Source organism: Cupriavidus sp. PB-02 (assembly GCF_058252315.1).
Window position 1 is genome coordinate 79,007 of record NZ_CM177695.1, and the last position, 22,197, is coordinate 101,203.

Sequence of the window (22,197 nt, forward strand, 5' to 3'; positions counted from 1 at the left end):
GAGAAAACCGCCGCCTACTCCGGCTGTCCTCGTTCCTTCAGCAGATCCGCCAGACTTCGCGCCGCCGGTTGCAGCGGCGTCCGGTGCTGCGTCCACCCCATCTGCTTGGCCGGCGCCAGCGCACGCAGCCGCGTAGCCGCCCAGCGGAACAAACGGTAGGTGGTGGGATGCGAATACGCCCCGCTCCAGAAGCGCCACACCAGGTGTTCGCCGCGGCTGTACTTCGCGCCTTGTCCGCGCAGCGGATTGGCAACCTGCTCTTCCGGATCGCGATTGGATTCCGTGCGCAGTCGCACCAGCAATTGCGGGATCGGGATGCGCACCGGGCACACCTCGCCGCAGGCGCCGCACAGGCTCGACGCGGTCGGCAGGTCGGCGGTGGCCTCCAGCCCCAGCAGGTGCGGCGAGATGATCTTGCCGATCGGGCCCGGATAAGTCGTGCCATAGGCGTGCCCGCCAATGCGCGTATAGACCGGGCAGTGGTTCATGCACGCGCCGCAGCGGATGCATTGCAGCGTCGCGCGCAGCTGCGCGTCGGCATAGGCCTGGGTGCGGCCGTTATCGAGCAGCACCAGGTGCACCTCGCGCGGGCCGTCGCGCTCGCCCTCGCGACGCGGGCCAGAGATCAGGTTGAAGTAGGTGGTGATGGCCTGCCCGGTGGCGGAGCGCGTCAGCAGGCTGGACAGCGGCACGATGTGCTCGAGCTTGGCCACCACCTTTTCCATGCCCATGATGGCGATATGCACGTCAGGCACGGTGGTGGAGAGGCGGCCGTTGCCTTCGTTCTCCACCAGCCACAGCGTGCCGGTATCCGCCGCTGCGAAGTTCACGCCGGACAGGCCGATGTCGGCTTCGACAAAGGCTTGCCGCAACGCGCGCCGGCCGGTCTGGATCAGCGTGTCGACGTCCTCCGTATAGGGCGTGTCGGGGATGTGCTGCTCGAACAAGGTGGCGATATCGCCCTTGGTCTTGTGGATCGCCGGCATCACGATATGCGAAGGCTTTTCGCCCGCGAGCTGCACGATGTACTCGCCCATATCGGATTCGATGCAGTCCACGCCGCGCTCGGCCAGGTAATGGTTCAGCTCGATCTCCTCGCTGGCCATCGACTTGCCCTTGATCACGCGCTTCGCCTGCTTCGCGGCGGCGATGCCGTGGATGATCCGGTTCGCTTCGTCGGCGGTCTCGGCCCAGTGCACCTGCACGCCGGCGGCCATGAGCCTGGCCTCGAGCTGCGTCAGCAGGTCGGGCAGGTTGGCCAGCGCGTGCTGGCGCACCGCTTCGCCAAGGTCGCGCAGGCGTTCCAGTTCGTCGGCATCGGGGAATTGCGCCAGGCGCTTGCCCTGCAGGAAATCCATCGCCCCGCGAAAGCTCTGGCGCAGCTTGGGATCGTCCAGCGCCTCGCGCGCGCGCGCCTTGAAGTCCTGCGCGGGAATGAAATGCAGCGTGCTCTGGCTCATGCCCGGCCCTCCGTCGCTTCGGTGTCCATCACGATGACGACCCACAGACGGCGCGGCCCGTGCGCGCCGTAGGCCAGCGTCTGCTGGATGTCCGAGGTCTTGGACGGGCCCGAGATCATCACCAGGTTGGTCGGCATGCCGTCGCGCCAGCGTTCGGCGCGCGCGGCCATGTGCAGGTCTTCATGCAGCGTGGAAGCCCGCACCAGCGCGATATGCAGCGGCGGCACCAGCGACACCGTGCGCGGCGAACCCGCATCCGGCGCGACGATCAGCGTGCCGGTTGCGGCGATGCCGGAACGGGCCACGGTAAAGCCGGCGTCGACGGTGTCGAACAACTCGGCCTTCCACTGCTCGATGGGGCGGTCGTAACCAATGGCCTCGATTTGCGCCGGCAACGCGCCTGCCAGCGCCGCGCCGGCGCGGCTGGATGGATCGAGCAGCAGGCGCCGGACGCCTGCGTCGGAAAGCGCAGCAGCCAGCAGCGCCGGCCATGCATCCTCCCCCGCGCACCAGACTTCTGCGTGCGAGGCTTCGAGCGCCAGGCGCATCGCGGTCACCCGGGCATCGATATCCGCGGGGCCCCGGCGGCGCGCCTCGAAATGGCTGTCGATACGGCTGTCGAGTTCAGCGGTGGAGGGCGACGGGGCGGGCGCGGCGGCGCGCAGCCGGCCGAGCATGCGCTCGCGGGCACTGAGCGGGTTCATGCTTCACCTCCGGTACGGCGCCACAGGAAGCTCGCCAGGTGTTCCACCTGCAGCGGCGCGCCGTCATGCGCCGCGGTGTGGCCGATATTGAGCAGGCAGCCGCAGTCCGCCGACACCAGCCAATCGCAGCCGGTGGCGCAGGCGGAGGCGACCTTGTCGCGCACCATGGCGCCGGAGATATCGGCGTGCTTGAGCGAGAAAGTGCCGCCAAAGCCGCAGCACTCCGACTCGCGTTCATGCTCCACGCGCGTCACGCCCGGCAGTGCATCGACCAACGCCACGCCGTGCCCGCGCGTACCCATTTCTCGACGGGCGCCGCACGAGGTATGCAGCACAATGCGCTCCTGCGCCTGGCCCGCGGGCAGTGCGTCGCCGAAGTCCACCTTCAGCACGTGCAGCAGGAACTCGCTGAGCTCGTAGATGCGCTCGGCCAGCGCGCGCGCCTTGGGCCCGGCCACCGGATCATCGGCGAACAGTTGCGGCCAGTGGTGCCGCATCATCCCCGCGCACGAGCCGGACGGCACGATCACCGGCCATGGCTGGCTGAACAGGTCGAGCTGCGCGCGCGCCACGGCACGGGCCGCCTCGGGATTACCGCTGCTGTAGGCCGGCTGGCCGCAACAACTCTGCGCGCGCGGGAAGTGAACGGTGAGGCCTTCGCGCTCGAGCAGCCGCACGGCGTCGAGCCCGGCCTGGGGGACGAACAGGTCGACCAGGCAAGTGGCAAACAGGTAGCACTGCGTGGGCGCAGGGCCGGTGGGGTACTGACGATCCTTCATGTCTCGCTCCGGACGTGCTGGGGTCGCACGTTTCGGCGCATAATTCCCGCTTCCGGGCGGCAGTTCAAATTGGTTGGACCAGTCCGCGGGAAGGCACGGGAGCGAGGGGCGACGGCATGACGGCAGCGGCACAGAGGCACGGCGCAACGCGCGGGCGCGTGGAGTCGGTCATGCGCCAGATGGAAACCGCGCTGCTTGATGGCACCTGGCCGCCCGGCACGCGGCTGCCGGCGGAGCGCGTGCTCGCCGGGCAATACGACGTGGCCCGCAACACCGTGCGCGAGGCCATCCAGCGCCTGGCCGCGCGGGGCCTGCTGCAGAGCCGGCGCGGCGCCGGCGTCTACGCCACCGACCAGCTGCGTGCCGGGATTGCCTCGCCCTGGGGGCAACTGGTGGCCGACCACCCTGCGCTGCGCGATGACATCCTGGAATTCCGCCGGGTGCTGGAAGGTGCCACCGCCTACTTCGCCGCGCTGCGCGCCGACGCGGCCGACGTCAAGCGCATCCGCGCGCTGATGGCCGAGCTCGAACGCGCGCGCGCCGCCGACCACAAAGAGGCCGAAGCCAATGCCGACGCCCGCCTGCACGACGCCATCGCGCTGGCGTCGCACAACACCATGTTCCTGCACCTGCATACCAGCGTGATCGGCATGCTGCGCGAACACATCACCATCAACGGCACCGGCCTGCGCGAACAGGACGACAGCGCTTCGGACCTGCTGCTATTGCAGCACCGCACCCTGTGCGACGCCATCTGCGCGCGCCGGCCGGAAGAGGCGCGCACGGCGATGCAGACGCACATCGATTTCGTACGCAGCCGGGTCGAGCAGGACGACGGCGCCTAGGTCGCCAGAGAGTTCCGAGCCGATAGTGGTCCAACCACGAGCCTGGCGTGCCGGGCGCGGCATTTACACCAATCCGGCGCCCGCCAGTTCCCGCTTCAGGTAGGCATAGAAAATCGGCCCGGCAATCACGCCCGGGATGCCGAACAGCGTCTCCATCAGCAGCATCACTATCAACAGCTCCCACGCTGCCGCCTGGATGCGCGCGCCGATGATGCGCGCGTTCAGGAAGTACTCCAGCTTGTGGATCACCACCAGGAACACCAGCGATCCCACCGCGATCGGCAGCGACACCGACAGCGACGCCACCACGATGGCGGTATTCGAGATCAGGTTCCCCAGCACCGGCAGCAGGCCGGCAATAAAGGTGATCACCACCAGCGTCTTCGTCAGCGGCAGGTGCACGTCAAACAGCGGCAGCACCAGCAGCAGGTAGATCGAGGTCAGCACCGTGTTGATCGTCGAGATCTGGATCTGCGCAAAGATAAACTGAGAGAACGCCTGCTGCAGCGTACGTGCCCGCGCCACCAGCGCCGTCGCCAGCGGCCGGCGGTTGGGACGCGCCACCGCTCGGTACAGCGCCACCATTGCACCGATCACCAGTCCGATCAGGATATGCACCAAGGTGCGCAGTACCTCGGCCCCGAGCTTCTGGGCCATGGCGGCATGCGCACGCAGCGTCTCGATCAGCGTGTTGGCCAGCTCGTCCACGCCATTGGGCAGCGCATCGCTCACCCAGGGCGGCAAGCGACCGCGCGACTGGTCGATGATATCCGCCACATGGTTCAGCAGCCCGTCCAGCGTATTGCCCTCACCGCTGACAAAGCGCACCAGCAGCCAGCCCGCCAGCGACAGCCCGAGCAGGATCAACGCCGACAATATCAACACCGCGAGCGCGTCGTGCCGCTGGTGCAACCGCATCAGCCGCGGTGCGAGGACGTCGACCAACGAATACAGCAGCAGGCCGGAGAGCAGCGCGGCCACCAGGTTGGCCTGGAGCACGGTCCAGAGCGCCAGGGCGGTCAGCAGGTAGGCGACGGCGCCGACGCTGTACCACGCGGCTGGCAGCAGGCGCGGGACGGTGGGCGGGTCGGGGTCTTTCATTTAAGGTCTCCGGCTGGGTGTTTAAGTCGCTTCGCCGCGTGTGGCGGTTATGGCTGGCGGGCTATGGTTGAACCCGACGCTTATTATGAGGGCTGTCAGGCGCTCCATTGCCGGTGGGGAGCTTATCGCTGGAAGTGGCCATCATTGAAGTGCTTCGAACAGAAGCAACATCAGCGATGCCCGCTGCACGACATAGCATAGAAATGCGACCGCTGTTCGCTCGACGCCGTCTGTCTTGCGCCACAGGCACGGGATTTGCTGACCGTCAAGCGTCGCCACCGGCGCGCCGCCGACCCCAAGCGGGCCACGTGCGCAAAGAGTGACTATATTTGGAAGACCGGCACCCGCAAGGCCCGGCCCCACCAAGCCCTTCAAGTCGCAGTCCCAGCACGGAACCCGACGCATGGCCTACACCCACACCATCGGCACCCATCGCCATGTCTTTGCCGACCTGCGCACGCTGCTGGCCAAGGCCAGCCCGGCGCGTTCCGGCGACGCGCTGGCCGGCATCGCCGCCGAGAGCGAACAGGAGCGGATGGCCGCCCGCTTGGCGCTGGCCGAGGTGCCGCTCGCGCAGTTCCTCAATGAGGCGCTGGTGCCGTACGAGGACGACGAGATCACGCGGCTGATCATGGACCGCCACGATGCCACGGCCTTTGCGGCGATCGGCGCCAGCACCGTGGGCGACCTGCGCAACTGGCTGCTGCTGCACGAGACCGACAGCGCAACGCTGGCGCGCGTGGCGCCGGGCATCACCCCGGAGATGGCCGCGGCGGTCAGCAAGCTGATGCGCAACCAGGACCTGGTGGCGGTGGCGCGCAAGTGCCAGGTGGTGACGCGCTTTCGCAGCACCGTCGGGTTGCCTGGCCGATTGTCGGTGCGGCTGCAGCCCAACCACCCGACCGACGATCCCAAGGGCATCGCCGCGTCGATCATCGACGGGCTGCTGTATGGCTGCGGCGATGCCACCATCGGCGTCAATCCGGCCTCGGACAACCTCGGCGCCATCGTCTCGCTGCTGCGCATGATCGACGAGCTGCGCAGCCGCTATGACATCCCCACGCAGTCCTGCGTGCTGACCCATGTCACCAACACGCTGCGCGCGCTGGACCAGGGCGCGCCGGTGGACCTGGTGTTCCAGTCGGTGGCCGGCAGCGAGCGTGCCAATGCGGCCTTCGGCATCAGCCTGTCGCTGCTGGCGCAGGCGCACGATGCCGCGCAGGCGCTGGCGCGTGGCACCGTGGGCGACAACCTGATGTACTTCGAAACCGGCCAGGGCAGCGCCCTGTCGGCCAACGCGCACCATGGCGTCGACCAGCAGACCATGGAGGCGCGCGCCTACGCGGTGGCGCGCGCGTTCTCGCCGCTGCTGGTCAATACGGTGGTCGGCTTTATCGGGCCTGAGTACCTGTACGACGGCAAGCAGATCATCCGCGCCGGACTGGAGGACCACTTCTGCGGCAAGCTGATGGGCGTGCCGATGGGCTGCGACGTCTGCTACACCAACCATGCCGAGGCCGACCAGGACGATATGGATACGCTGCTGACGCTGTTCGGCGTGGCCGGCATCAACTTCATCATGGGGGTGCCAGGTGCGGACGACATCATGCTGAACTACCAGAGCACCTCGTTCCACGATGCGCTGTACCTGCGCGAGGTGCTGGGGCTGCGCCCCGCACCGGAGTTCGAGGTGTGGCTGCAGCGCATGGGCATTGCCGATGCCAGCGGCCGGCTGCTCGAGCCCGCCGCCCGCCAGCCGCTGCTGCAGATGGCGCACAGTCTCTGAATATCCAGCGCCATGCCGGCCAAACGCCATCCTCCTTCCCGCGACGCCATGTCCGGGCACACGCCCGCCACCACCGCCACCTCGGATACCGACCCATGGCAGCGCCTGCGCCAGTTCACGCGCGCGCGCGTCGCGCTGGGCCGCACCGGCCACAGCCAGACCACCGATGCCGTGCTGGCCTTCGGCCTGGCGCATGCGCAGGCGCGCGATGCGGTGCACCTGCCGCTGGACGTGGGCGCGGTCACCGCGGCGCTGGACACCACCAGGCTGCAGCATGTCGCCGTGCACAGCGCGGCGCCGGACCGCACGCACTACCTGCGGCGCCCGGACCTGGGCCGGCGCCTTGACGATGCCAGCCGCGACAGGCTGGCCGCGTTGCAGGCGGCCGAAGCCCCTGACGTAGTCTTCGTCATCGCCGACGGCCTCTCCGCACTTGCCACGCAGACACACGCGCTGCCGCTGCTCGACGCCACGCGCCAGCGCCTGCCGCCTTCGTGGCGCATCGGACCGGTGGTGGTTGCCGAGCAGTCGCGCGTGGCACTGGGCGACGAGATCGGCGAATTGCTCGGCGCGCGCCAGGTGGTGATGCTGATCGGCGAACGGCCGGGGCTGAGTTCGCCGGACAGTCTCGGCATCTACCTGACCTATGCGCCGCGCGTGGGCCGCACCGATGCCGAGCGCAACTGCATTTCCAATGTGCGGCCGGAAGGCCTCGCGTACGCGCAGGCGGCCGACCGGCTCGCCTTCCTGCTGCGCGGCGCGGCGGCGCTGGGGCGTTCGGGCGTGGATCTGAAGGACGACAGCGCGCCGGCGCTGCCGGACCGCTGACGGGGCAACGCCTCTGCCAAGGGAGCAACCATGCAAGCCGACATGAATTTGCAGGTATGGCTGGATATCCAGTCGGCCAACGGCATGGCGCAGGTCGTGCCTTATGTCGCTTCGGCGCAGGAGGCGGACCTGCAGTACGAGCTCAAGCTGCGCGCGCGCAGCGGCAATGCGGCGTCATCGCTGGCGCAGGCCGGCACGCTGCACGTGGTGCCCGGGCAGCCCACGCGCGTGTCGTCGCTGACGGTCTCGCAACCGCCCGGCAGCGAGTGTGAAGTCGGACTGGTGCTGCGGCAGGGCATGGCCGTGCTGGGCCGGTACAAGCTCGACTGCAGCGGGCGCAAATAGCAAGCCTGTCGGCAGAATGAAAAACGGCCACCACGCGGGCGCTCAGCCCGCCATGGTGGCCGCGTGCCGCACGCGGACAGTGGTCCGTGGCGACAGTGCGCCGCTATCGCTACATCATGCGGCGCGAGAACTGCCCGTGACTGGCATCCGACATCAGCTGCGAGAATTGCTCCCCGCTCATGTGGACCAGTTCCTGGTGGTCGCCGCCCTCGAAATAGACTTCGGGCTGCTTCATCAGGCTGTCGTCCACATAGGTCTGCATGCCGTAGGCCATTGCCACCGGCGGGATCGCGCCGAGGTCGCAGTCCTTGAAGATCTCGCGGATCTCGTCCTCGTGTGCCAGTACCAGGTTGCGTCCGGTCTGTTCGCAGATGGCGGCCATCTGCAGGTGGTGGCTCGACGGGATCACGGCGGCGACATAGCCGCGGTCATCCTCGAGCAACAGCGTCTTGGCCAGTCGGTCTCCGGGAACGTGCGCAGCCTCGGCAGTGGCCATGCTGCTGAGGGTGTAGGGATGGCGAATGATGTCGTACTGGGTATTCTTGCTGCTCAGGCAGTTTGCGAGCGTGCTAGCCAGGGCCATGGTAGCTCCTCAGATTCAGTCGGATGCGTCTACGATTATCCTTGTGCTCTTAATATAGTGCCTGTCAGCACGCCCAACGTGGCGACACGGCAACGCCCTGGCTACCGGTGCAGCCGCGGCCACACCGCCTGCAGCTCGGTCTTGAGGAAGTTGAGCAGGTAGCGCGTGGCCAGCGTCTGGTAGCGGTTGGGCATGGTCAGCATATAGAGCCGGCTGCCGAACACGCTGATGCGGTAGTCGGACAGCAGCGACACCAGTGCGCCACTTTCCAGTTCGGCGCCGATCGCATAGATCGGGAGAATGCCGATCCCCAGGTCTGCCAGCACCGATTCCTTCAGGAAGGCAAAGTTTTCCGAGGTGAGCGTCGGTTCGAGCACTACCTGCTCGCGGGCTTCTTTCGCGTCATGGCCTTCATCGCCATCCAGCCGCGTGCCCGATGCCTTGAGCTTCTGGCCCTCCGGCGACGCGCAGACGATCGCATGTCCTTGCAGCCCGGTGAGTGCCTTCGGCGCGGGATGCGCGGCGAGATACCCCGGCGACGCGCACACGATCCAGTCGACTTCGCCAATTTCCGTGGCGATCACCGAATCGGGCGGTGTGGAGATAATGCGCAGCGCCACGTCTACATCCTCGGACACCAGGTTGTGCACGCGGTTGTCGAACATGACGTCAAGCGTGATGTCGGGATAGCGCTGCTTGAACAGCACCAGCAGCGGCGACAGCAGCGTATGCCCCAGCCCTGTGGGCACCGAGAGCCTCACATGGCCCTGCAGGCTCTTGCCCATATTGCTGATCAGCGCATTGGCCGCCGCCACTTCACCCAGGATATTGCGGCCGTGCTCGTACAGCCCGGCGCCGATCGGGGTCGGCTCGACATGGCGGGTGGTCCGCCGCAGCAGCTGCACGCCAAGCTCTTCTTCGAGCGCCTTCAGCCGGTAGCTGACATTGGCGCGCGTCATCTTGAGCTTGCGCGCGGCCGCGCTCAGGTTGCCCGCGTCGACGATATCGACGAACAGGCGCAGGGCGTTGAGATCCATGGCTTGGGTGATGGGATACAGGGCGGGCGGCGGCGCCTGGCGGTTGCCGCCCCGTATATTGCCATGCCGGCGTGAGGGTCCGGCGCCGGCGTTGCGCAGCATTGCGCCGCACCTGGCTCAGTGCTCGTGGTGCAGGTACTTCGCCTGGCGCGGCAGGCGCAGGCTGACGAAGAAGGCGATCACCATCATCGCGGTCACGTACCAGTAGAACGCGGTCTCGTGGCCGAGCGTCTTCATGCCCAGCGCCACATACTCGGCCGAGCCGCCGAAGATCGCGTTGGCGATCGCGTAGGCCAGGCCCACGCCCAGCGCGCGCACCTCGGGCGGGAACATCTCCGCCTTCACGATGCCGCTGATCGAGGTGTAGAAGCTGACGATGGCCAGCGCCACGGCGATCAGCACGAAGGCCAGTTCCGGGCTGCTGACCGTGCCCAGCGCGGTCAGGATCGGCACCGTGCAAAGCGTGCCCAGCGCGCCGAACATCAGCATGTTGTTGCGCCGGCCGATACGATCGGACAGTGCACCGAACACCGGCTGCATGCACATGTACAGGAACAGGCACGCCGTCATCACATAGCTGGCGGTTTTGATCGACATGCCGGCGGTGTTGACCAGGTACTTCTGCATGTACGTGGTGAAGGTGTAGAAAATCAGCGAACCACCCGCGGTATAGCCCAGCACCGTGAAGAAGGCCGCCTTGTGGTTGCGGAACAGCTCGGCCACGCTGCCGGCCTCCTTGCTGCCACGGCTGGCCGCCGACGAGGTCTCATGCAGCGTGCGGCGCAGGAACAGCGCCACTACCGCGGTGATCGCGCCGACCACGAACGGGATGCGCCAGCCCCACGTCTTGAGTTCGGACTCGTCCAGCAGCTGCTGCAGGATCACCACCACCAGCACCGCCAGCAACTGGCCGCCGATCAGCGTCACATACTGGAACGACGAGAAGAAGCCGCGCCGGCCGCGCAGCGCCACCTCGCTCATATAAGTGGCGGTGGTGCCGTATTCACCGCCGACCGACAAGCCCTGGATCAGGCGCGCGAGCAGCAGCAGCGCCGGCGCCCAGTTGCCAATGCTGTGATAGGTGGGCAGGCAGGCGATCAGCAGCGAGCCCGCGCACATCATGATCACCGAGATCAGCATCGAGTTCTTGCGCCCGTGGCGGTCGGCGATGGTGCCGAACAGCCAGCCGCCGATGGGCCGCATCAGGAAGCCGGCTGCAAACACGCCCGCGGTGTTCAGCAGCTGCGCGGTGGGATCGGACTTGGGGAAGAACGACGGCGCGAAATAGATCGCGCAGAAGGCATAGACGTAGAAGTCGAACCATTCGACCAGGTTGCCCGAGGAGGCGGCGACGATGGCGTAGACGCGCTTGCGCACTTCATCGGGGCTCGGGCCGGCCGTCTGGGCGGGGTTAGCGGTGAGATCGGTCATGTTGTTGTCTTGCAGTCAGGGCGGTGCGGGGCAACCGCGGGTCAGGTCCCGCTTCGCAGTAGCTGGCGGCGCACGCCGGAAGGATGGCCATTGGACAGGCCGCCGCATGGCCACCTGAGCGGTGGGGCGGCAAGGGGAACACGGGGAAGGCCGAGCGGGGAGCCCGTCGGTCTGGGGCGTGAACTGGCGCGCACTGCGGCGCATTTGCCGGCAAAGCGTAGCGTGATCGTACAGGCCTGCCCACCCCTTGGATATGTTGCGGCGCAGCAAGCCCGGACCGGTGCCACGGTGGCATCAGGGCTGGCGGGCGATTGTCCATCTGGCTGGAAACTGTATCCGGCCTGCGGCCCGCGCGCCGGGCCGAGCCGGGGCTGTAACGGGGGATGCAACGAGTGATGCAACAGGTCATTGCGCGTGCTGTGGCTTGCACTGTGCGCGGGTCTGGGCAATGATGCGATCCGTACCCTCAACTGGCCTACCGCGCCCCCGTTTGCCATGCACCGCTTGTTGCGCCGATGGCCGTGCCTGCCATTGCTCTTTGCCGGCGCCAGCGCCCTTGCCCAGGACCTGGTCGAATGCAAGCGGATCGAACACGACCAACTGGTCGCCGCCACGCAGGAAACGCTGCTGTTCCTGCGCTGCCGCGCGCGCCAGGTCGCGTACGAGGCCCCGCGCCTGAAGGGCGTGTCGCAGCGCGTGAAGGACGACCTGGTATTCGCCTGCCTTGACCAGGCCGACGCCGTGGAGCACCAGCTTCGGGTGCGCCATGGGTATTCGAGGGAGTCGCTGGCGCGCCAGCGCTGCGACTTTTCAAGCCCGCCCCCGGGCTAGGCTGACCTCGCGATCTCAGGCAAAGCCGCCATTGGCGCGCAGTACCTGCGCATTGACCCAGCCACCGTCCGGACCAGCCAGGAACGACACTGCCGCGGCAATGTCCTCGGGCGTGCCCAGCCGCTCCAGCGGCGCCACCTTCGAAAGCTGCGCCACCTGCTCTTCCGACTTGCCCTCGAGGAACAGCTCGGTGGCCACCGGCCCCGGAGCCACCGCGTTGACGGTGATGCCGCGCCCGCGCAGCTCGTTGGCCAGTACCCGCACCAGTCCTTCCACGCCCGCCTTGGCGGCGATATACGCCCCGTAGCCCGGGAACGAGCGCGCGATCACGCTGGTCGACAGCGCGACGATGCGCCCGCCTTCGCCCAGGCGCGCCGCGGCTTCACCCAGCACCAGGAAGGCGCCGCGCAGGTTGGTGGCGATAGTCTGGTCGAAGGCTTCGAGGCTGCCGGGCGCGACCGGGGCCAGCGGCATGATGCCGGCACTGTTGACCACCACGTCGAGCCGGCCGAAGGCCTGCTGCGCGGCGTCGAACAGGCGCGCCACGTCTGGCGCCTGCGCCACGTCGCCCTGGACGGCGATGGCATTGACGCCGGCCGCGCGCGCCGCGGCCACGGTCTCTTCGGCCCGCGCGGCGCTGCCGGCATAGCCGATGGCGACGTCGAAGCCGTCGGCGGCCAGCCGCAGCGCGATGGCGCGGCCGATGCCGCGGGAGGCGCCGGTCACCAGGGCGGCGCGGCGTTGGGTGGAAGCTTTTGCGTGGGATTGGGTAGCGGCCATGTCAGGCTCCTTGTCAGAAGGTATGGCCACTATCATGGACGGTGGTTGCCCTTGGATAAATGGGCGGCGTTTGAACGGATTAGACAGTATTCATTAACAATCGCCGCCCGCGCATGCCGCAACCTACACTTCCCGTGTCATCCCCTTCAGGTCGATCCACTGCTCGAACTGTTCCTCGGTCACATGCCCCGAGGCGATCGCCGCCTCGCGCAGCGACAGGTTGCGCTTGACCGCCAGCTTGGCGATCTCCGCGGCCTTGTCGTAGCCGATATGCGGATTGAGCGCGGTCACCGGCATCAGCGAGCGCTCCAGCAGCTCGGCGATACGCTCGCGGTCGGCCTCCACGCCTTCCACCATATGCTCGGCAAAGCTCGAGGCTGCGCCCGCCAGCAGTGACACCGACTGCAGCAGGCTGTAGATGATCACCGGCTTGTAGGCATTCAGTTCCAGCGTGCCCAGCCCGTTGGCGAGCGTCACCGTGGTGTGGTTGCCGATCACACGGCAGCACACCATCGCCAGCGCCTCGGCCTGGGTCGGGTTGACCTTGCCCGGCATGATCGACGAGCCCGGCTCGTTGGCGGGCAGCACCAGCTCGGCAAAGCCCGCGCGCGGGCCGGATCCCAGCAGCATGAAGTCGCGTGCGATCTTCAGGAACGACGAGGCCGTGGTGTTGAGCGCTCCCGACAGGTCGGCCAGCGCGTCGTGCGAAGCCTGCAGGGCATAGCGGTTGGGCGCGGGCTCGAACGGCAGCCCGGTGTAGTCGGCCAGCGCGCGCGCAAACGCCGCGGCAAAGCCGTGCGGCGCGTTCAGGCCGGTGCCGACCGCGGTGCCGCCCTGTGCCACCGGCATCGCGCGCAACATGGCCTGCTGCAGGCGCGACTGCGCATCGGCCACCTGCGTCATGTAGCCCGAGAATTCCTGCCCCAGCGTCAGCGGCACCGCGTCCTGCAGGTGGGTGCGGCCGACCTTGACGATATCGGCAAAGGCTTCCACCTTGCGCGCGAAGGTCTGCTGCAGCTGTTCCAGCGCCGGCAGCAGCTGTTGCTGGATCGCGCGCGCGGCGGCGATGTGCATCGCGGTCGGGAAGCTGTCGTTGGAGGACTGGCTGGCGTTGACGTGGTCGTTGGGATGCACCGGCTTCTTGCTGCCGACCTCGCCGCCCAGCAATTGAATGGCGCGATTCGCGATGACCTCGTTCAGGTTCATGTTGGTCTGCGTGCCGGAGCCCGTCTGCCAGACCGACAGCGGGAACTCCTGCGGCCAGCGGCCTTCGATGACCTCGGCGGCGGCCTGTTCGATCGCCTGCGCCAGCTCGGGCTTGAGCACGCCCAGCTCGCGGTTGGCGCGCGCCGCACACAGCTTGAGGATGGCAAAGGCCTCGATCAGCGCCGGCGGCATCTTTTCATCGCCGATGCGGAAGTTCTGGCGCGAGCGCTCGGTCTGCGCGCCCCACAGGTGGTCGGCGGGCACCGGCACATCGCCAAGGCTGTCTTTCTCGATGCGGGTGTTGGAGGGGGACGGGTCGGACATGGACAGACTCCTTGGCAAGGAAGCGCGGCGGCTTGTGCGACGTCGATGCAGGAACCGGCGCCAGGGCCGGGTCGTGCGGGCAGTCTATTAGGATACTGCTTCACCGCGGCCAGTGCGCGGGCACCGGCCGGATCCTCCGCCTTGCCTTCGAATCACCTTCCGGCCGCATGCGCATCGCCTCCGAAGCGATGCTGGCGCAGACGCGCGCCGGATGCGCAGGCTGGGCCCGCAGCGCAGGCCCCGGCCTGAGCGGCGGCGCTACGCGGTCGCCTTCAGGCACTGCTCCATGCAGACCGCGCAGGCGCGCGCGCAATCCTGGCAATGCTCGGCGTCATGGCGCTCGCATTCCTCCTTGCACCACTTGCAGACCTCTGCGCAATCCTCGCAGACCAGCGGCGCGAACTCGCTGTTGCGCAGCATGTAGGACGCGGCCAGCTGGGCGATGCCGGCGCAATCCATGTCCAGCGCGATGCAGCGCGCCATCTTGCGCACGTCCTGTTCTTCCAGGCAGGCGGCCGCGCACTTGAGCGCGGCGGCGGCGGCGGCATTGCAGGCGGCGATGCAGTCGGCGTAGCGGGCGGCGTTTTCCTGCACGGTGGGTCGGATCATGAAGCGTCCTCCTTGGGGGTAGGTGGCTGGAACCGTGAAAACCGGCACCGGCGGCGGCATGCCCGCGCCGGGACGGCGCAGGCACGGGCGGTGCGGCCTGGCATGCCCGCGGTGCCGGGCGCGGCGCATCCGCGCCCGCTCGGGGCATCGTTATCCACAATAGCAGGCGAGAAAGGATCCTGTCGGCCCGGTAATTGCAGCGCCGCGCTGGTTACAATGCGGCCAGCGCGAAGCGTTCGGGAAGGCGGGCCGCGTGCCGCGCGGACGTCACCCAACGCAATGGCCGGGCACCACCACCCCTGCCATCGCATCTAACAGGCATCCGCTCGGCACGGCCGCACTGGCCGGGCCGACGCATACACAGACACCGGCAGCAACGGGGAGGGAAGGCAATCATGGGCGAGGCGAAACGACGGGGTACTCCCGAGGAGCGTGCGGCACAGGCACGCGCAAAGATCGAGGCCTTGCGCCCCGCGCAGCTGGTCTGCGGGCATTGCAAGACCGCGTTCGGCACCTTCGACGCGCTCGACGTGCCGGGCTTGCCCGGCATCGATGCCGTGTTCGGCGGCGAATGCCCCAACTGCGGCAACGACGTGGTGGTGTTCAAGGGCGCGCCCGACGCGGTGGCCCAGGCCATGATCGCGTGGGAGAAGATGCTGGGCGCGGATGCGCAGCTCGGCTACCAGTCCAGCGACGGACGCCACGTGCCGTTCGAGCCGGAAGGGGCGGGCGAGGCAGGTTCAGGCCCGGCGCCGGGCAAGCCGGGTGGCACCATCCACTGAGGGCTAACTGGGGCACTGCTTAGTGCGGGTTGAGCTCGCCGGCCAGTTCCGGCGGGCCGATCTCGAAGCGGCCGCGGCCCGCGCCCTTGGCGCGGTACAGCAGCACGTCCGCCAGGCGCATCAGTTCGCGGTCCTGCACCGGCCCGCCGTTGTAGAGGGCCACGCCAATGCTCACGTCGACGTCGGCTGTCGCACCGTCGAAGTGGAATGGCTCGTCCATCGTCTGCAGGATGGCCTCGGCCACGCGGCGGGCCACGCCGGGCTGCACGATCGCCTCCAGCACCACTGCGAACTCGTCGCCCCCCAACCGGGCGACGGAGTCGGCCTCGCGCACGCAGGCGCGCACACGTTGCGCAAACGCCTGCAGCAGCAGGTCGCCCGCGGCATGCCCGTGGATGTCGTTGACGGCCTTGAAGCGGTCCATGTCGAGGTACAGCAGCGCCATCAGCGTGCCGTGCTCGCGGCTGCGCGCCATGGCCGCCTGCAGCTGGCCTTCGAACGCGCTGCGGTTCATCAGCTGCGTCAGGTGATCGGTGCGGGACATGCGCGCCAGGCGCTGCGTCTCCAGTTTGCGCTGGGTGATGTCCTGCACGTGGATGTGCACGCCCACCACCTCGCTGCCGTCCGCGCTCCATTCCGGCCGGAAGCTGGTTTCCATGCAGTGGTATTCGGGATCGTTGTCCTCGGACTCGAAGATCACGGCCGCGCCCGCCAGCGCGCGTTCCAGGAACGGCTGCGCGCGCGCGTAGCGGACCTCGCCCAGCACCTCGCGCATCGGCTTGCCGCGCAGCTCCTCGAGCTTCAGGCCAAAGACATGCTCGTAGGCCACGTTGTTGAAGACATAGCGCTCCTCGGTATCGATAAAGGCCAGCAGCGACGGCAGCGTGTCGGTCACCGCGCGCAGGCGCCTCTCGCTGCGGTCCAGCGCCTGGCGGCGGTCGCGTACGTCGCGCATCAGCTTGATGAAGGCGCGCGACAGGTCGCCGATCTCGTCGCGCTGCTGGCGCGTGGGCAGCCGCTCGAACGCCGACAGGTCGTTGGCGCTGGCCAGTACCACCTTGTGCAGCCGCGTGAGCGGTGCCAGCTGGCGGCGTATCGCCAGCCAGATCAGCACGGCCACCGCGGCCATGGCCAGCCCGGCCAGGCCGAGGAAGCGCTGCTGCATCTGGTGCAGCGGCGCGTAGGCTTCGCGCGCGGGCAGCAGCGCCACCAGTTCCCAGCCCGTGGTCGACATCAGGTAGCGCGCGATCACCGGCCGCGCCGGCGTGAGGAATTCCAGCGGCGCAGGGCTGTCGTCCTCGCCGCAGGTGTCGTTCACGGGCAGCGCCGGCTGGCGCGCCTGCGCCGGGTCTGGGTGGCGGATATAGACCGGCTCGCGCCCGGCTGACACGAGGCAGTAGTAGCCGGTGGTGCCCAGCCGGTTGTGCAGGATCTCGACCAGGAAATTGCTGCTGGACATGTCCAGCCACCCGCCCACCAGGCCGGTGAAGGTCTTCTGCGGCGACAGCACCGGCACGGTCACAATCACCCCGAGCTGGCCGGTGGTGCGCGAGCGGATCGGCGCTGAGACCACCGGCGCCAGCGTGCGCGCGGCCTCGCGGAAGTAGCCGCGGTCGCTCACCTCCGTGGGCGGGCCAGTGCTGCTGACGATGTTGCCTTGCGTGTCGGCGACCAGCAGCGCGTTGAACGCGGCAGGCACGGGGATCGCCGCCGCCAGCGTATCCAGGGCGCGCTGCCGTACCGCGGCGGCCTGGGTCCCGTGCGCTTGCGCGAGGATACCGCCGAGCTGGTCGGCCTGGTGCGACAACAGCATGATGCGGTCGTGCATGGCGGTGTCGAGCTGGTCGGCGGTCAGCTTGACGACGGAATCCTGCTGGTCCTGCAGTGCAGCATGCAGGTCGCGGTGCGCATCGTACAGGGCGGCCAGGATAATGCCGGTGCCGAACACCGCGGCGAGCACGGTGGTAATGATCGCAATGCGCGCTTTCAGCGTGGGCGTGTAGACAGGCATGTGGGCGCGAGGGTGGGCGCAGGTTGAGCGCAAACCGGTATGGCGTGGCCCGGGCGGGCGCGGTGGGGGGCGGTGCGATGCAGCGGCCAGTCGGTGACTGCAGACGCGCGTCTCGGGGGGGCGCCTCCGATGCAACCCTACCATACCGCGCCGCGACGGGGCAGGCGGGCAAACCGGGTTTGACAAGGCGGGTTTGACAGTAGCCCCCTGGTGTTGTGATCCCCCGAGCGGTGTCAAGGGCGTGCAAGGCGGCCGGTGTCCAGCTAGCCGGGTGGGGGGTGTGCTGGCAAGGCGGGCCACGGTATAGTGCCGCGTGAATACGGGGCATGCGGCGCAGGCACGTGGTGATGCGCGGCTCAGGCATGCGCGCGGCGGCGCGCACTACCCGGCCCGCACTATCGAGCCCCAGGCCCGCGTGCAAACTCGCGGCAGGCGCGACCTCCGCGCACGCCGTAACCGATCGACCATGAGACTGACTGCGCTTTCCCCTGCCTTGCTGTCGCTGCTGGTCGCGGCCGGCGGTGCGTTGCTGACGGCGGGAGCATGGCGCCAGGCGCAGCAGCTGGAGCACCAGCTGGCGCAGCAGCGTTTCGACGTGCTGCTGGGGCAGGCCGGCAGCGCGCTGCGCGAGCGCATGCTGGACAACGAACGCCTGCTGCGCGGCGTGGCCGGCCTGATCACGGCCAATCCCGCCACCTCGCGTGCGCAGTGGCGCAACTACCTCTATACCGCCCAGCTCGACGAACTGCCCGCCGGCACCCAGGCGATCGGCTACGCCCCGCTGACGACGCCGCAGCATTCCGTGCGGCTGGTGCAGGCCGCGCGCGCCGACGGACTGGCCAGCTACGAGATCCATCCCCCCGGTCCGCGCGACCTGTATGCGCCGATCCTCTATATCGAACCGCTGGCGGGCAGGAACGCCCGCGCCGTGGGCTTCGACATGCTTTCCGAGCCGACCCGGCGCGCCGCGCTGGAGGCCGCCCGCGACAGCGGCGAACCGCGGCTCACGCGCCGGCTCGAACTGATCCGCGAATCCGAAGCCTCGGTACAGCAGCACGGCGCCCTGGTATTCCTGCCGGTCTATGGCGGCGGCGTGGCGGTCAGCACGGTGGCGCAGCGGCGCCAGGCGGTGGTGGGCTATGTCTACGTGTCGCTGCGCCTGGGCGACCTGATGCGCGCGGTCAGTGGGCCGGCGGCTGCCGAACTGGAGCTGTCGCTGCATGAAGGCAGCCCCGGCGTGCCCGGTGCGCTGCTGTCCGGCGAACCGACCGAGGGCGAGCGCCGCGACGACGGCAGCGCCCCGTGGCTGCGCGGCGAACGCTTGATCCAGTACGGCGGCGGCACCTGGACGCTGCGCGGCGCCACCCGCCCCGCCTTCGAAGCCGGGTACGGCCAGCGGCAGGCCCGCCTGACGCTGGCTGCGGGCTCGCTGGTCACCGTGCTGCTGGCCTGGCTCACTTACGCGCTGGCCCGCCAGCGCCGCACCGCGCGGCAACGCGAAGCGCAGGCCGTCCATGCCTGGGAGGACGACAGCGCGATGCTGCAGGCCTGCATGGCGCAAGCCGCGGACGGTTTTATCCTGACCGATGCGCAGGGCGTGGTGGTGCGTGCCAGCGAGCGCGCCGGGCAACTGTTCGGCACCGCTCCCGGCGCGCTTGCCGGGCGCAGCCTCGACACCCTCGTACCCGGCGCCGCCGGCGTGGTCCCCAGTGGCGCGGCGGCGTTGCCCGCCGCGCACCGCGAACTGACCGGCGTGCGCGACGACGGCGGCCGCTTCGCGCTGCGCGCCGGCGCGGCCCGGCTGCCGGGCGCCGAAGGCGGCGCCGCGCACCGGCTGTGGGCGGTCACGGACCTGCAGCCCGAGCGCCAGGCACAGCAAGACCGCGCGTTGCAGGCAGCGCGCTACACCGGGCTGCTCGAGCATGCCGCGTTCTGCGTAATCACGTTCGACGAAGACGGCCTGATCACCGGCATCAACCCCGCGGGCGAGCGCATGCTCTGGTACACCGCGGCCGAGCTGGTGGGCCGCATGCGCATGACCGGGCTACACGTAGCCGACGAACTGGCAGCCCATGCGCGAGCCCTCGCGCACGAACTGGGCGAGCCGGTCCCCGGCGGCCTGCCCGCGCTGGTGGCCAAGGCGCGGCTGGGCCTGCGCGACGAACGCGAGTGGACCTGGGTGCGCAAGGGCGGCTCGCGCATGCCGGTGCAGATGACGGTGGCCGCGTTGCCGGCGCCTGCGGATCCGGCCGCGTTGCCCACGGAGGACGCGACCGTGCCGCCCGCGCCGTCGGCGGGCTACCAGGCCATCGCCTACGACCTGACCGAACGCCGCCGCGTGGACGAATACATCCGCCATCTCGCGCTGCACGACCCCCTCACCGGCCTGCCCAATCGCGCAGAACTGAACGAGCGCGCACAGCCGCTGCTGCTGCACGCGCGCCGCCACGGCGAGCGCGTGGCGCTGCTGCTGCTCGACCTGGACCACTTCAAGCACATCAACGATTCGCTGGGGCATCCGGTCGGCGACGACGTGCTGCGCACCATGGCCGACCGCCTCAAGGGTGCGGTGCGCCAGGGCGACCTGGTGGCGCGCATGGGCGGCGATGAATTCGGCGTGGTGCTGGGCGGCCTGCGCCATGACAGCGAAGCCGAGCTGATCGCCGCCAAGATCCAGGCGCGCATCAATGAAGAACTGCAGGCCGGCGGCCAGCGCTTGCGCGGGACGGCGTCGATCGGCATGGCGGTGTTCCCGGACGACGGCGATACCCTGACCGAGCTGCTCAAGTGCGCCGATGCGGCCGTCTACGCCGCCAAGCAGGGCGGGCGCGCGCAGCTGCGCCGCTTTGCCAGCGAAATGGCCGAGGCCTCGCTGGCGCGCTTCACCATCGAAGGGCTGCTGCGCCGCGCGCTGGCCGGCAATGAGTTCCGCCTGCGCTACCAGCCCATCGTCGATACCGCCACGCTTGCGATCACGGGCGTGGAAGCGCTGATTGCCTGGGACACCCCGGAACGGGGCCCGATGCAGCCGTCAGAGTTCATCCCCATCGCGGAGCAGAGCGGCCTGGTCGCGCCGCTTGGCGAATGGACCCTGGCCACTGCCTGCCGCGAGATCCAGGCCCTGCGCCAGGCGCTCGGCCGCGACATCGAGGTGGCGGTCAATATCTCGCCGCTGCAGCTGCGCCAGGCCAACTTCCCCGACACCGTGGCGCGCTGCCTGCGGGAGGCCGGCCTGCCGCCGCAGGGGCTGGTGATCGAGGTCACCGAAGGCATCCTGGTCGACGGCGGCGAGACCACCATCGAGACCTTCCGCCGCCTGCGCGAGCTGGGCGTGGGGCTGTCGATCGACGACTTCGGCACCGGCTACTCCGGGCTGAACTACCTGACGCGGCTGCCGATCAGCCGGCTGAAGATCGACAAGTCCTTTGTCGACGACGTCGACGCGCCCGGCCACGACCAGGCGGTGGCAGCGGCGATCATCGCGCTGGGCCACCAGCTGCACCTCAAGGTGATCGCCGAAGGCGTGGAAACCGCGGCGCAGTTTGCCTTCCTGCGGGAGCAGGGGTGCGATGGGGCGCAGGGGTTCCTGTTCTGCCAGGCGGTGCCACCGCAGGCGCTGAGGGAACTGCTGGAAGCCGGGTTTGACGAGCGGATCCCGGTGCCGGTGCCGGTGAACGGCGCCGAGTTGCGCGAGCCGTAAGCCCCCGGGCGATCTGCCAGCAACTTGCCGGCTACTGGAAGGGCCCGATCAGGAACGACTTTGACTCGGCCAGCGCCAACCGCGACCGCATTCCGGCCGAACGGCGCAAGTGCTACGAAGGGAGGGCTGAGGAGGGGTCAGCGGGGCGAATCCGCGCAACGGATGGCGCGGGCGGGCTCCGCAGAAACGGGTACGGTTGCGTGCTGTCATTGCCGTTGTCCTTGTCGCCCTGGTCGGGTTCAGACCTCGCGCGGCGCTTCGGCTGTGTCCGGCCCGTCGGCGTGCAGGCGGCGGTACAGGTCGTCGATGCGCTGGCGGCTGGACTGCAGTTCTTCTCGGCCGCGCTCGGTCAGCTGGTAGACGCGGCCGATGCCGTCGCGGAGCACGCTTTCCAGGTAGCCTTCCATCTGCAGCGCGCGCAGCAACGGGCGCACGGTGCCGATATCGACCTGGAAGCCGTACTCCAGCAGCATGTCGGCGAGCATCGCCACTGTGGCCGGGACTTCGAGGGCGAATTGGAGGACGTAGACGCGGGCTAGCAGGCCAAGGAACTGTCGTTTCATGTGGCTGGCAACGCGGCAGCCGCGGCGATGGTTGACGCGGGTGGCGTTTCGGATGTTTGGGATTGCAGACGTTGTGCGACTGGGAGCACGTGGGCGGAAGGTTCGCCACGGCGCAGCGGTAACGGGCGGCGCCGGAAGGTACGCATTTTACCGGCCGTACAAAAAAAGAAGCCGCCAGAGTCCTGGCGGCTTGTCGGGAATGCGTCGGAGGGGTCAATTAACTCTGGCGCAGACCAGAGTTTAATTTAATCGAATGCGGCTTGTCACGTATCCGTATCAACTCCCCCTCCTGCGGGGGGTATGAGTGCAGGCACTTTGTAGAAATCGAGTTGTTTTTGTGTGACATTGTGCTGAAAACGTCGCCTAACACCGTTGTAGATCAGTCAACGGCGAATAAAAAAACCTGCTCAGCTGGCGATGCCGGTGCAATAACCGGCCGAGGCACAGGTCCGAAACCAGCTTGCGGCACGCCCCGGACAGGGGTCAAATCGC

The 22,197-nt window shown here is 68.6% G+C and carries 19 protein-coding genes; 7 read left to right on the forward strand and 12 right to left on the reverse strand.

Translation table 11 applies throughout. The annotated features are described in order from the left end of the window. Positions 1-14: 14 nt before the first annotated feature. The 3 genes from AC10V3_RS21060 to AC10V3_RS21070 are packed head-to-tail and all read right to left on the reverse strand — an operon-like array spanning position 15 to position 2,943. Positions 15-1,460, reverse strand: a complete 1,446-nt coding sequence (locus AC10V3_RS21060) for a LutB/LldF family L-lactate oxidation iron-sulfur protein (RefSeq protein ID WP_022537316.1) — start codon at positions 1,458-1,460, stop codon at positions 15-17. After that, entirely contained in the window at positions 1,457-2,164 is a 708-nt protein-coding gene (locus AC10V3_RS21065; protein WP_022537317.1) for a LutC/YkgG family protein, read from the reverse strand. Before AC10V3_RS21065 ends, AC10V3_RS21060 begins: the two co-directional genes overlap by 4 nt. Further along, a complete protein-coding gene (locus AC10V3_RS21070; RefSeq protein WP_022537318.1) occupies positions 2,161-2,943 on the reverse strand; it encodes a (Fe-S)-binding protein in 783 nt (260 codons plus the stop codon). The genes AC10V3_RS21065 and AC10V3_RS21070 overlap by 4 nt, the downstream gene beginning before the upstream one ends. 170 nt (positions 2,944-3,113) lie before the next feature. Here AC10V3_RS21070 and AC10V3_RS21075 point away from each other — a divergent pair, with 170 nt between their 5' ends. Further along, on the forward strand, positions 3,114-3,788 hold the full coding sequence (locus AC10V3_RS21075; RefSeq protein WP_051369933.1) for a FadR/GntR family transcriptional regulator: 675 nt from the start codon (positions 3,114-3,116) through the stop codon (positions 3,786-3,788). A 63-nt stretch (positions 3,789-3,851) separates the two neighbouring features. On the opposite strand, the gene AC10V3_RS21080 is transcribed toward AC10V3_RS21075, so the two are convergent. Further along, complete coding sequence (locus AC10V3_RS21080; RefSeq protein ID WP_022537320.1) at positions 3,852-4,889, reverse strand: AI-2E family transporter; 1,038 nt, start codon at positions 4,887-4,889, stop codon at positions 3,852-3,854. Positions 4,890-5,292: 403 nt separating this feature from the next. Between AC10V3_RS21080 and AC10V3_RS21085 the strand changes: the two genes are divergently transcribed. Genes AC10V3_RS21085 through csgH form a run of 3 tightly spaced genes read left to right on the forward strand, consistent with a single transcriptional unit; the run spans position 5,293 to position 7,848 of the window. After that, positions 5,293-6,675, forward strand: a complete 1,383-nt coding sequence (locus AC10V3_RS21085) for an ethanolamine ammonia-lyase subunit EutB (protein ID WP_022537321.1) — start codon at positions 5,293-5,295, stop codon at positions 6,673-6,675. Between the two features lie 48 nt (positions 6,676-6,723). Further along, positions 6,724-7,503 (forward strand): ethanolamine ammonia-lyase subunit EutC, encoded by a 780-nt coding sequence (gene eutC, locus AC10V3_RS21090; protein ID WP_041681891.1) that lies wholly within the window; start codon positions 6,724-6,726, stop codon positions 7,501-7,503. Between the two features lie 30 nt (positions 7,504-7,533). After that, on the forward strand, positions 7,534-7,848 hold the full coding sequence (gene csgH, locus AC10V3_RS21095) for a curli-like amyloid fiber formation chaperone CsgH (protein ID WP_022537323.1): 315 nt from the start codon (positions 7,534-7,536) through the stop codon (positions 7,846-7,848). A gap of 109 nt (positions 7,849-7,957) precedes the next feature. On the opposite strand, the gene AC10V3_RS21100 is transcribed toward csgH, so the two are convergent. The 3 genes from AC10V3_RS21100 to AC10V3_RS21110 form a co-directional block, all read right to left on the reverse strand. Then, complete coding sequence (locus AC10V3_RS21100; protein ID WP_022537324.1) at positions 7,958-8,431, reverse strand: aminoacyl-tRNA deacylase; 474 nt, start codon at positions 8,429-8,431, stop codon at positions 7,958-7,960. 101 nt (positions 8,432-8,532) lie between these two features. Beyond that, the gene (locus tag AC10V3_RS21105) at positions 8,533-9,468 is read right to left on the reverse strand and encodes a LysR family transcriptional regulator (RefSeq protein WP_041681892.1); all 936 of its coding nucleotides are present in this window, start codon (positions 9,466-9,468) and stop codon (positions 8,533-8,535) included. 117 nt (positions 9,469-9,585) lie between these two features. Beyond that, entirely contained in the window at positions 9,586-10,899 is a 1,314-nt protein-coding gene (locus AC10V3_RS21110) for an MFS family transporter (protein ID WP_022537326.1), read from the reverse strand. A 414-nt stretch (positions 10,900-11,313) separates the two neighbouring features. Between AC10V3_RS21110 and AC10V3_RS21115 the strand changes: the two genes are divergently transcribed. Next, on the forward strand, positions 11,314-11,730 hold the full coding sequence (locus tag AC10V3_RS21115; RefSeq protein ID WP_349605187.1) for a hypothetical protein: 417 nt from the start codon (positions 11,314-11,316) through the stop codon (positions 11,728-11,730). 15 nt (positions 11,731-11,745) lie between these two features. On the opposite strand, the gene AC10V3_RS21120 is transcribed toward AC10V3_RS21115, so the two are convergent. The 3 genes from AC10V3_RS21120 to AC10V3_RS21130 form a co-directional block, all read right to left on the reverse strand. Continuing rightward, positions 11,746-12,510 (reverse strand): SDR family oxidoreductase, encoded by a 765-nt coding sequence (locus AC10V3_RS21120; RefSeq protein WP_022537328.1) that lies wholly within the window; start codon positions 12,508-12,510, stop codon positions 11,746-11,748. Between the two features lie 123 nt (positions 12,511-12,633). Beyond that, positions 12,634-14,040 carry a class II fumarate hydratase gene (gene fumC / locus AC10V3_RS21125; RefSeq protein WP_022537329.1) on the reverse strand — a complete coding sequence of 469 codons (1,407 nt, stop codon included), beginning with the start codon at positions 14,038-14,040 and terminating at the stop codon, positions 12,634-12,636. A gap of 258 nt (positions 14,041-14,298) precedes the next feature. Continuing rightward, positions 14,299-14,649 carry a four-helix bundle copper-binding protein gene (locus tag AC10V3_RS21130; RefSeq protein ID WP_022537330.1) on the reverse strand — a complete coding sequence of 117 codons (351 nt, stop codon included), beginning with the start codon at positions 14,647-14,649 and terminating at the stop codon, positions 14,299-14,301. A 395-nt stretch (positions 14,650-15,044) separates the two neighbouring features. Here AC10V3_RS21130 and AC10V3_RS21135 point away from each other — a divergent pair, with 395 nt between their 5' ends. Further along, complete coding sequence (locus AC10V3_RS21135; protein WP_022537331.1) at positions 15,045-15,431, forward strand: hypothetical protein; 387 nt, start codon at positions 15,045-15,047, stop codon at positions 15,429-15,431. 19 nt (positions 15,432-15,450) lie between these two features. On the opposite strand, the gene AC10V3_RS21140 is transcribed toward AC10V3_RS21135, so the two are convergent. Next, complete coding sequence (locus AC10V3_RS21140) at positions 15,451-17,442, reverse strand: sensor domain-containing diguanylate cyclase (RefSeq protein ID WP_022537332.1); 1,992 nt, start codon at positions 17,440-17,442, stop codon at positions 15,451-15,453. A gap of 466 nt (positions 17,443-17,908) precedes the next feature. Between AC10V3_RS21140 and AC10V3_RS21145 the strand changes: the two genes are divergently transcribed. Continuing rightward, on the forward strand, positions 17,909-21,142 hold the full coding sequence (locus AC10V3_RS21145) for a bifunctional diguanylate cyclase/phosphodiesterase (RefSeq protein ID WP_022537333.1): 3,234 nt from the start codon (positions 17,909-17,911) through the stop codon (positions 21,140-21,142). A 239-nt stretch (positions 21,143-21,381) separates the two neighbouring features. On the opposite strand, the gene AC10V3_RS21150 is transcribed toward AC10V3_RS21145, so the two are convergent. Then, positions 21,382-21,705 (reverse strand): PadR family transcriptional regulator, encoded by a 324-nt coding sequence (locus tag AC10V3_RS21150; RefSeq protein ID WP_022537334.1) that lies wholly within the window; start codon positions 21,703-21,705, stop codon positions 21,382-21,384. Positions 21,706-22,197: the final 492 nt, after the last annotated feature.

Excerpts from the sequence above, each read along its gene's own strand:
- fumC (WP_022537329.1), bottom strand. The coding sequence starts at position 14,040 with ATGTCCGACCCGTCCCCCTCCAACACCCGCATCGAGAAAGACAGCCTT.
- AC10V3_RS21120 (WP_022537328.1), bottom strand. The coding sequence starts at position 12,510 with ATGGCCGCTACCCAATCCCACGCAAAAGCTTCCACCCAACGCCGCGCC.
- AC10V3_RS21060 (WP_022537316.1), bottom strand. The coding sequence starts at position 1,460 with ATGAGCCAGAGCACGCTGCATTTCATTCCCGCGCAGGACTTCAAGGCG.
- AC10V3_RS21075 (WP_051369933.1), top strand. The coding sequence starts at position 3,114 with ATGCGCCAGATGGAAACCGCGCTGCTTGATGGCACCTGGCCGCCCGGC.
- AC10V3_RS21110 (WP_022537326.1), bottom strand. The coding sequence starts at position 10,899 with ATGACCGATCTCACCGCTAACCCCGCCCAGACGGCCGGCCCGAGCCCC.
- AC10V3_RS21140 (WP_022537332.1), bottom strand. The coding sequence starts at position 17,442 with ATGCCTGTCTACACGCCCACGCTGAAAGCGCGCATTGCGATCATTACC.
- csgH (WP_022537323.1), top strand. The coding sequence starts at position 7,534 with ATGCAAGCCGACATGAATTTGCAGGTATGGCTGGATATCCAGTCGGCC.
- AC10V3_RS21105 (WP_041681892.1), bottom strand. The coding sequence starts at position 9,468 with ATGGATCTCAACGCCCTGCGCCTGTTCGTCGATATCGTCGACGCGGGC.
- AC10V3_RS21065 (WP_022537317.1), bottom strand. The coding sequence starts at position 2,164 with ATGAACCCGCTCAGTGCCCGCGAGCGCATGCTCGGCCGGCTGCGCGCC.
- AC10V3_RS21100 (WP_022537324.1), bottom strand. The coding sequence starts at position 8,431 with ATGGCCCTGGCTAGCACGCTCGCAAACTGCCTGAGCAGCAAGAATACC.
- AC10V3_RS21150 (WP_022537334.1), bottom strand. The coding sequence starts at position 21,705 with ATGAAACGACAGTTCCTTGGCCTGCTAGCCCGCGTCTACGTCCTCCAA.
- AC10V3_RS21130 (WP_022537330.1), bottom strand. The coding sequence starts at position 14,649 with ATGATCCGACCCACCGTGCAGGAAAACGCCGCCCGCTACGCCGACTGC.
- AC10V3_RS21085 (WP_022537321.1), top strand. The coding sequence starts at position 5,293 with ATGGCCTACACCCACACCATCGGCACCCATCGCCATGTCTTTGCCGAC.
- AC10V3_RS21145 (WP_022537333.1), top strand. The coding sequence starts at position 17,909 with ATGAGACTGACTGCGCTTTCCCCTGCCTTGCTGTCGCTGCTGGTCGCG.
- AC10V3_RS21080 (WP_022537320.1), bottom strand. The coding sequence starts at position 4,889 with ATGAAAGACCCCGACCCGCCCACCGTCCCGCGCCTGCTGCCAGCCGCG.
- eutC (WP_041681891.1), top strand. The coding sequence starts at position 6,724 with ATGTCCGGGCACACGCCCGCCACCACCGCCACCTCGGATACCGACCCA.
- AC10V3_RS21135 (WP_022537331.1), top strand. The coding sequence starts at position 15,045 with ATGGGCGAGGCGAAACGACGGGGTACTCCCGAGGAGCGTGCGGCACAG.
- AC10V3_RS21070 (WP_022537318.1), bottom strand. The coding sequence starts at position 2,943 with ATGAAGGATCGTCAGTACCCCACCGGCCCTGCGCCCACGCAGTGCTAC.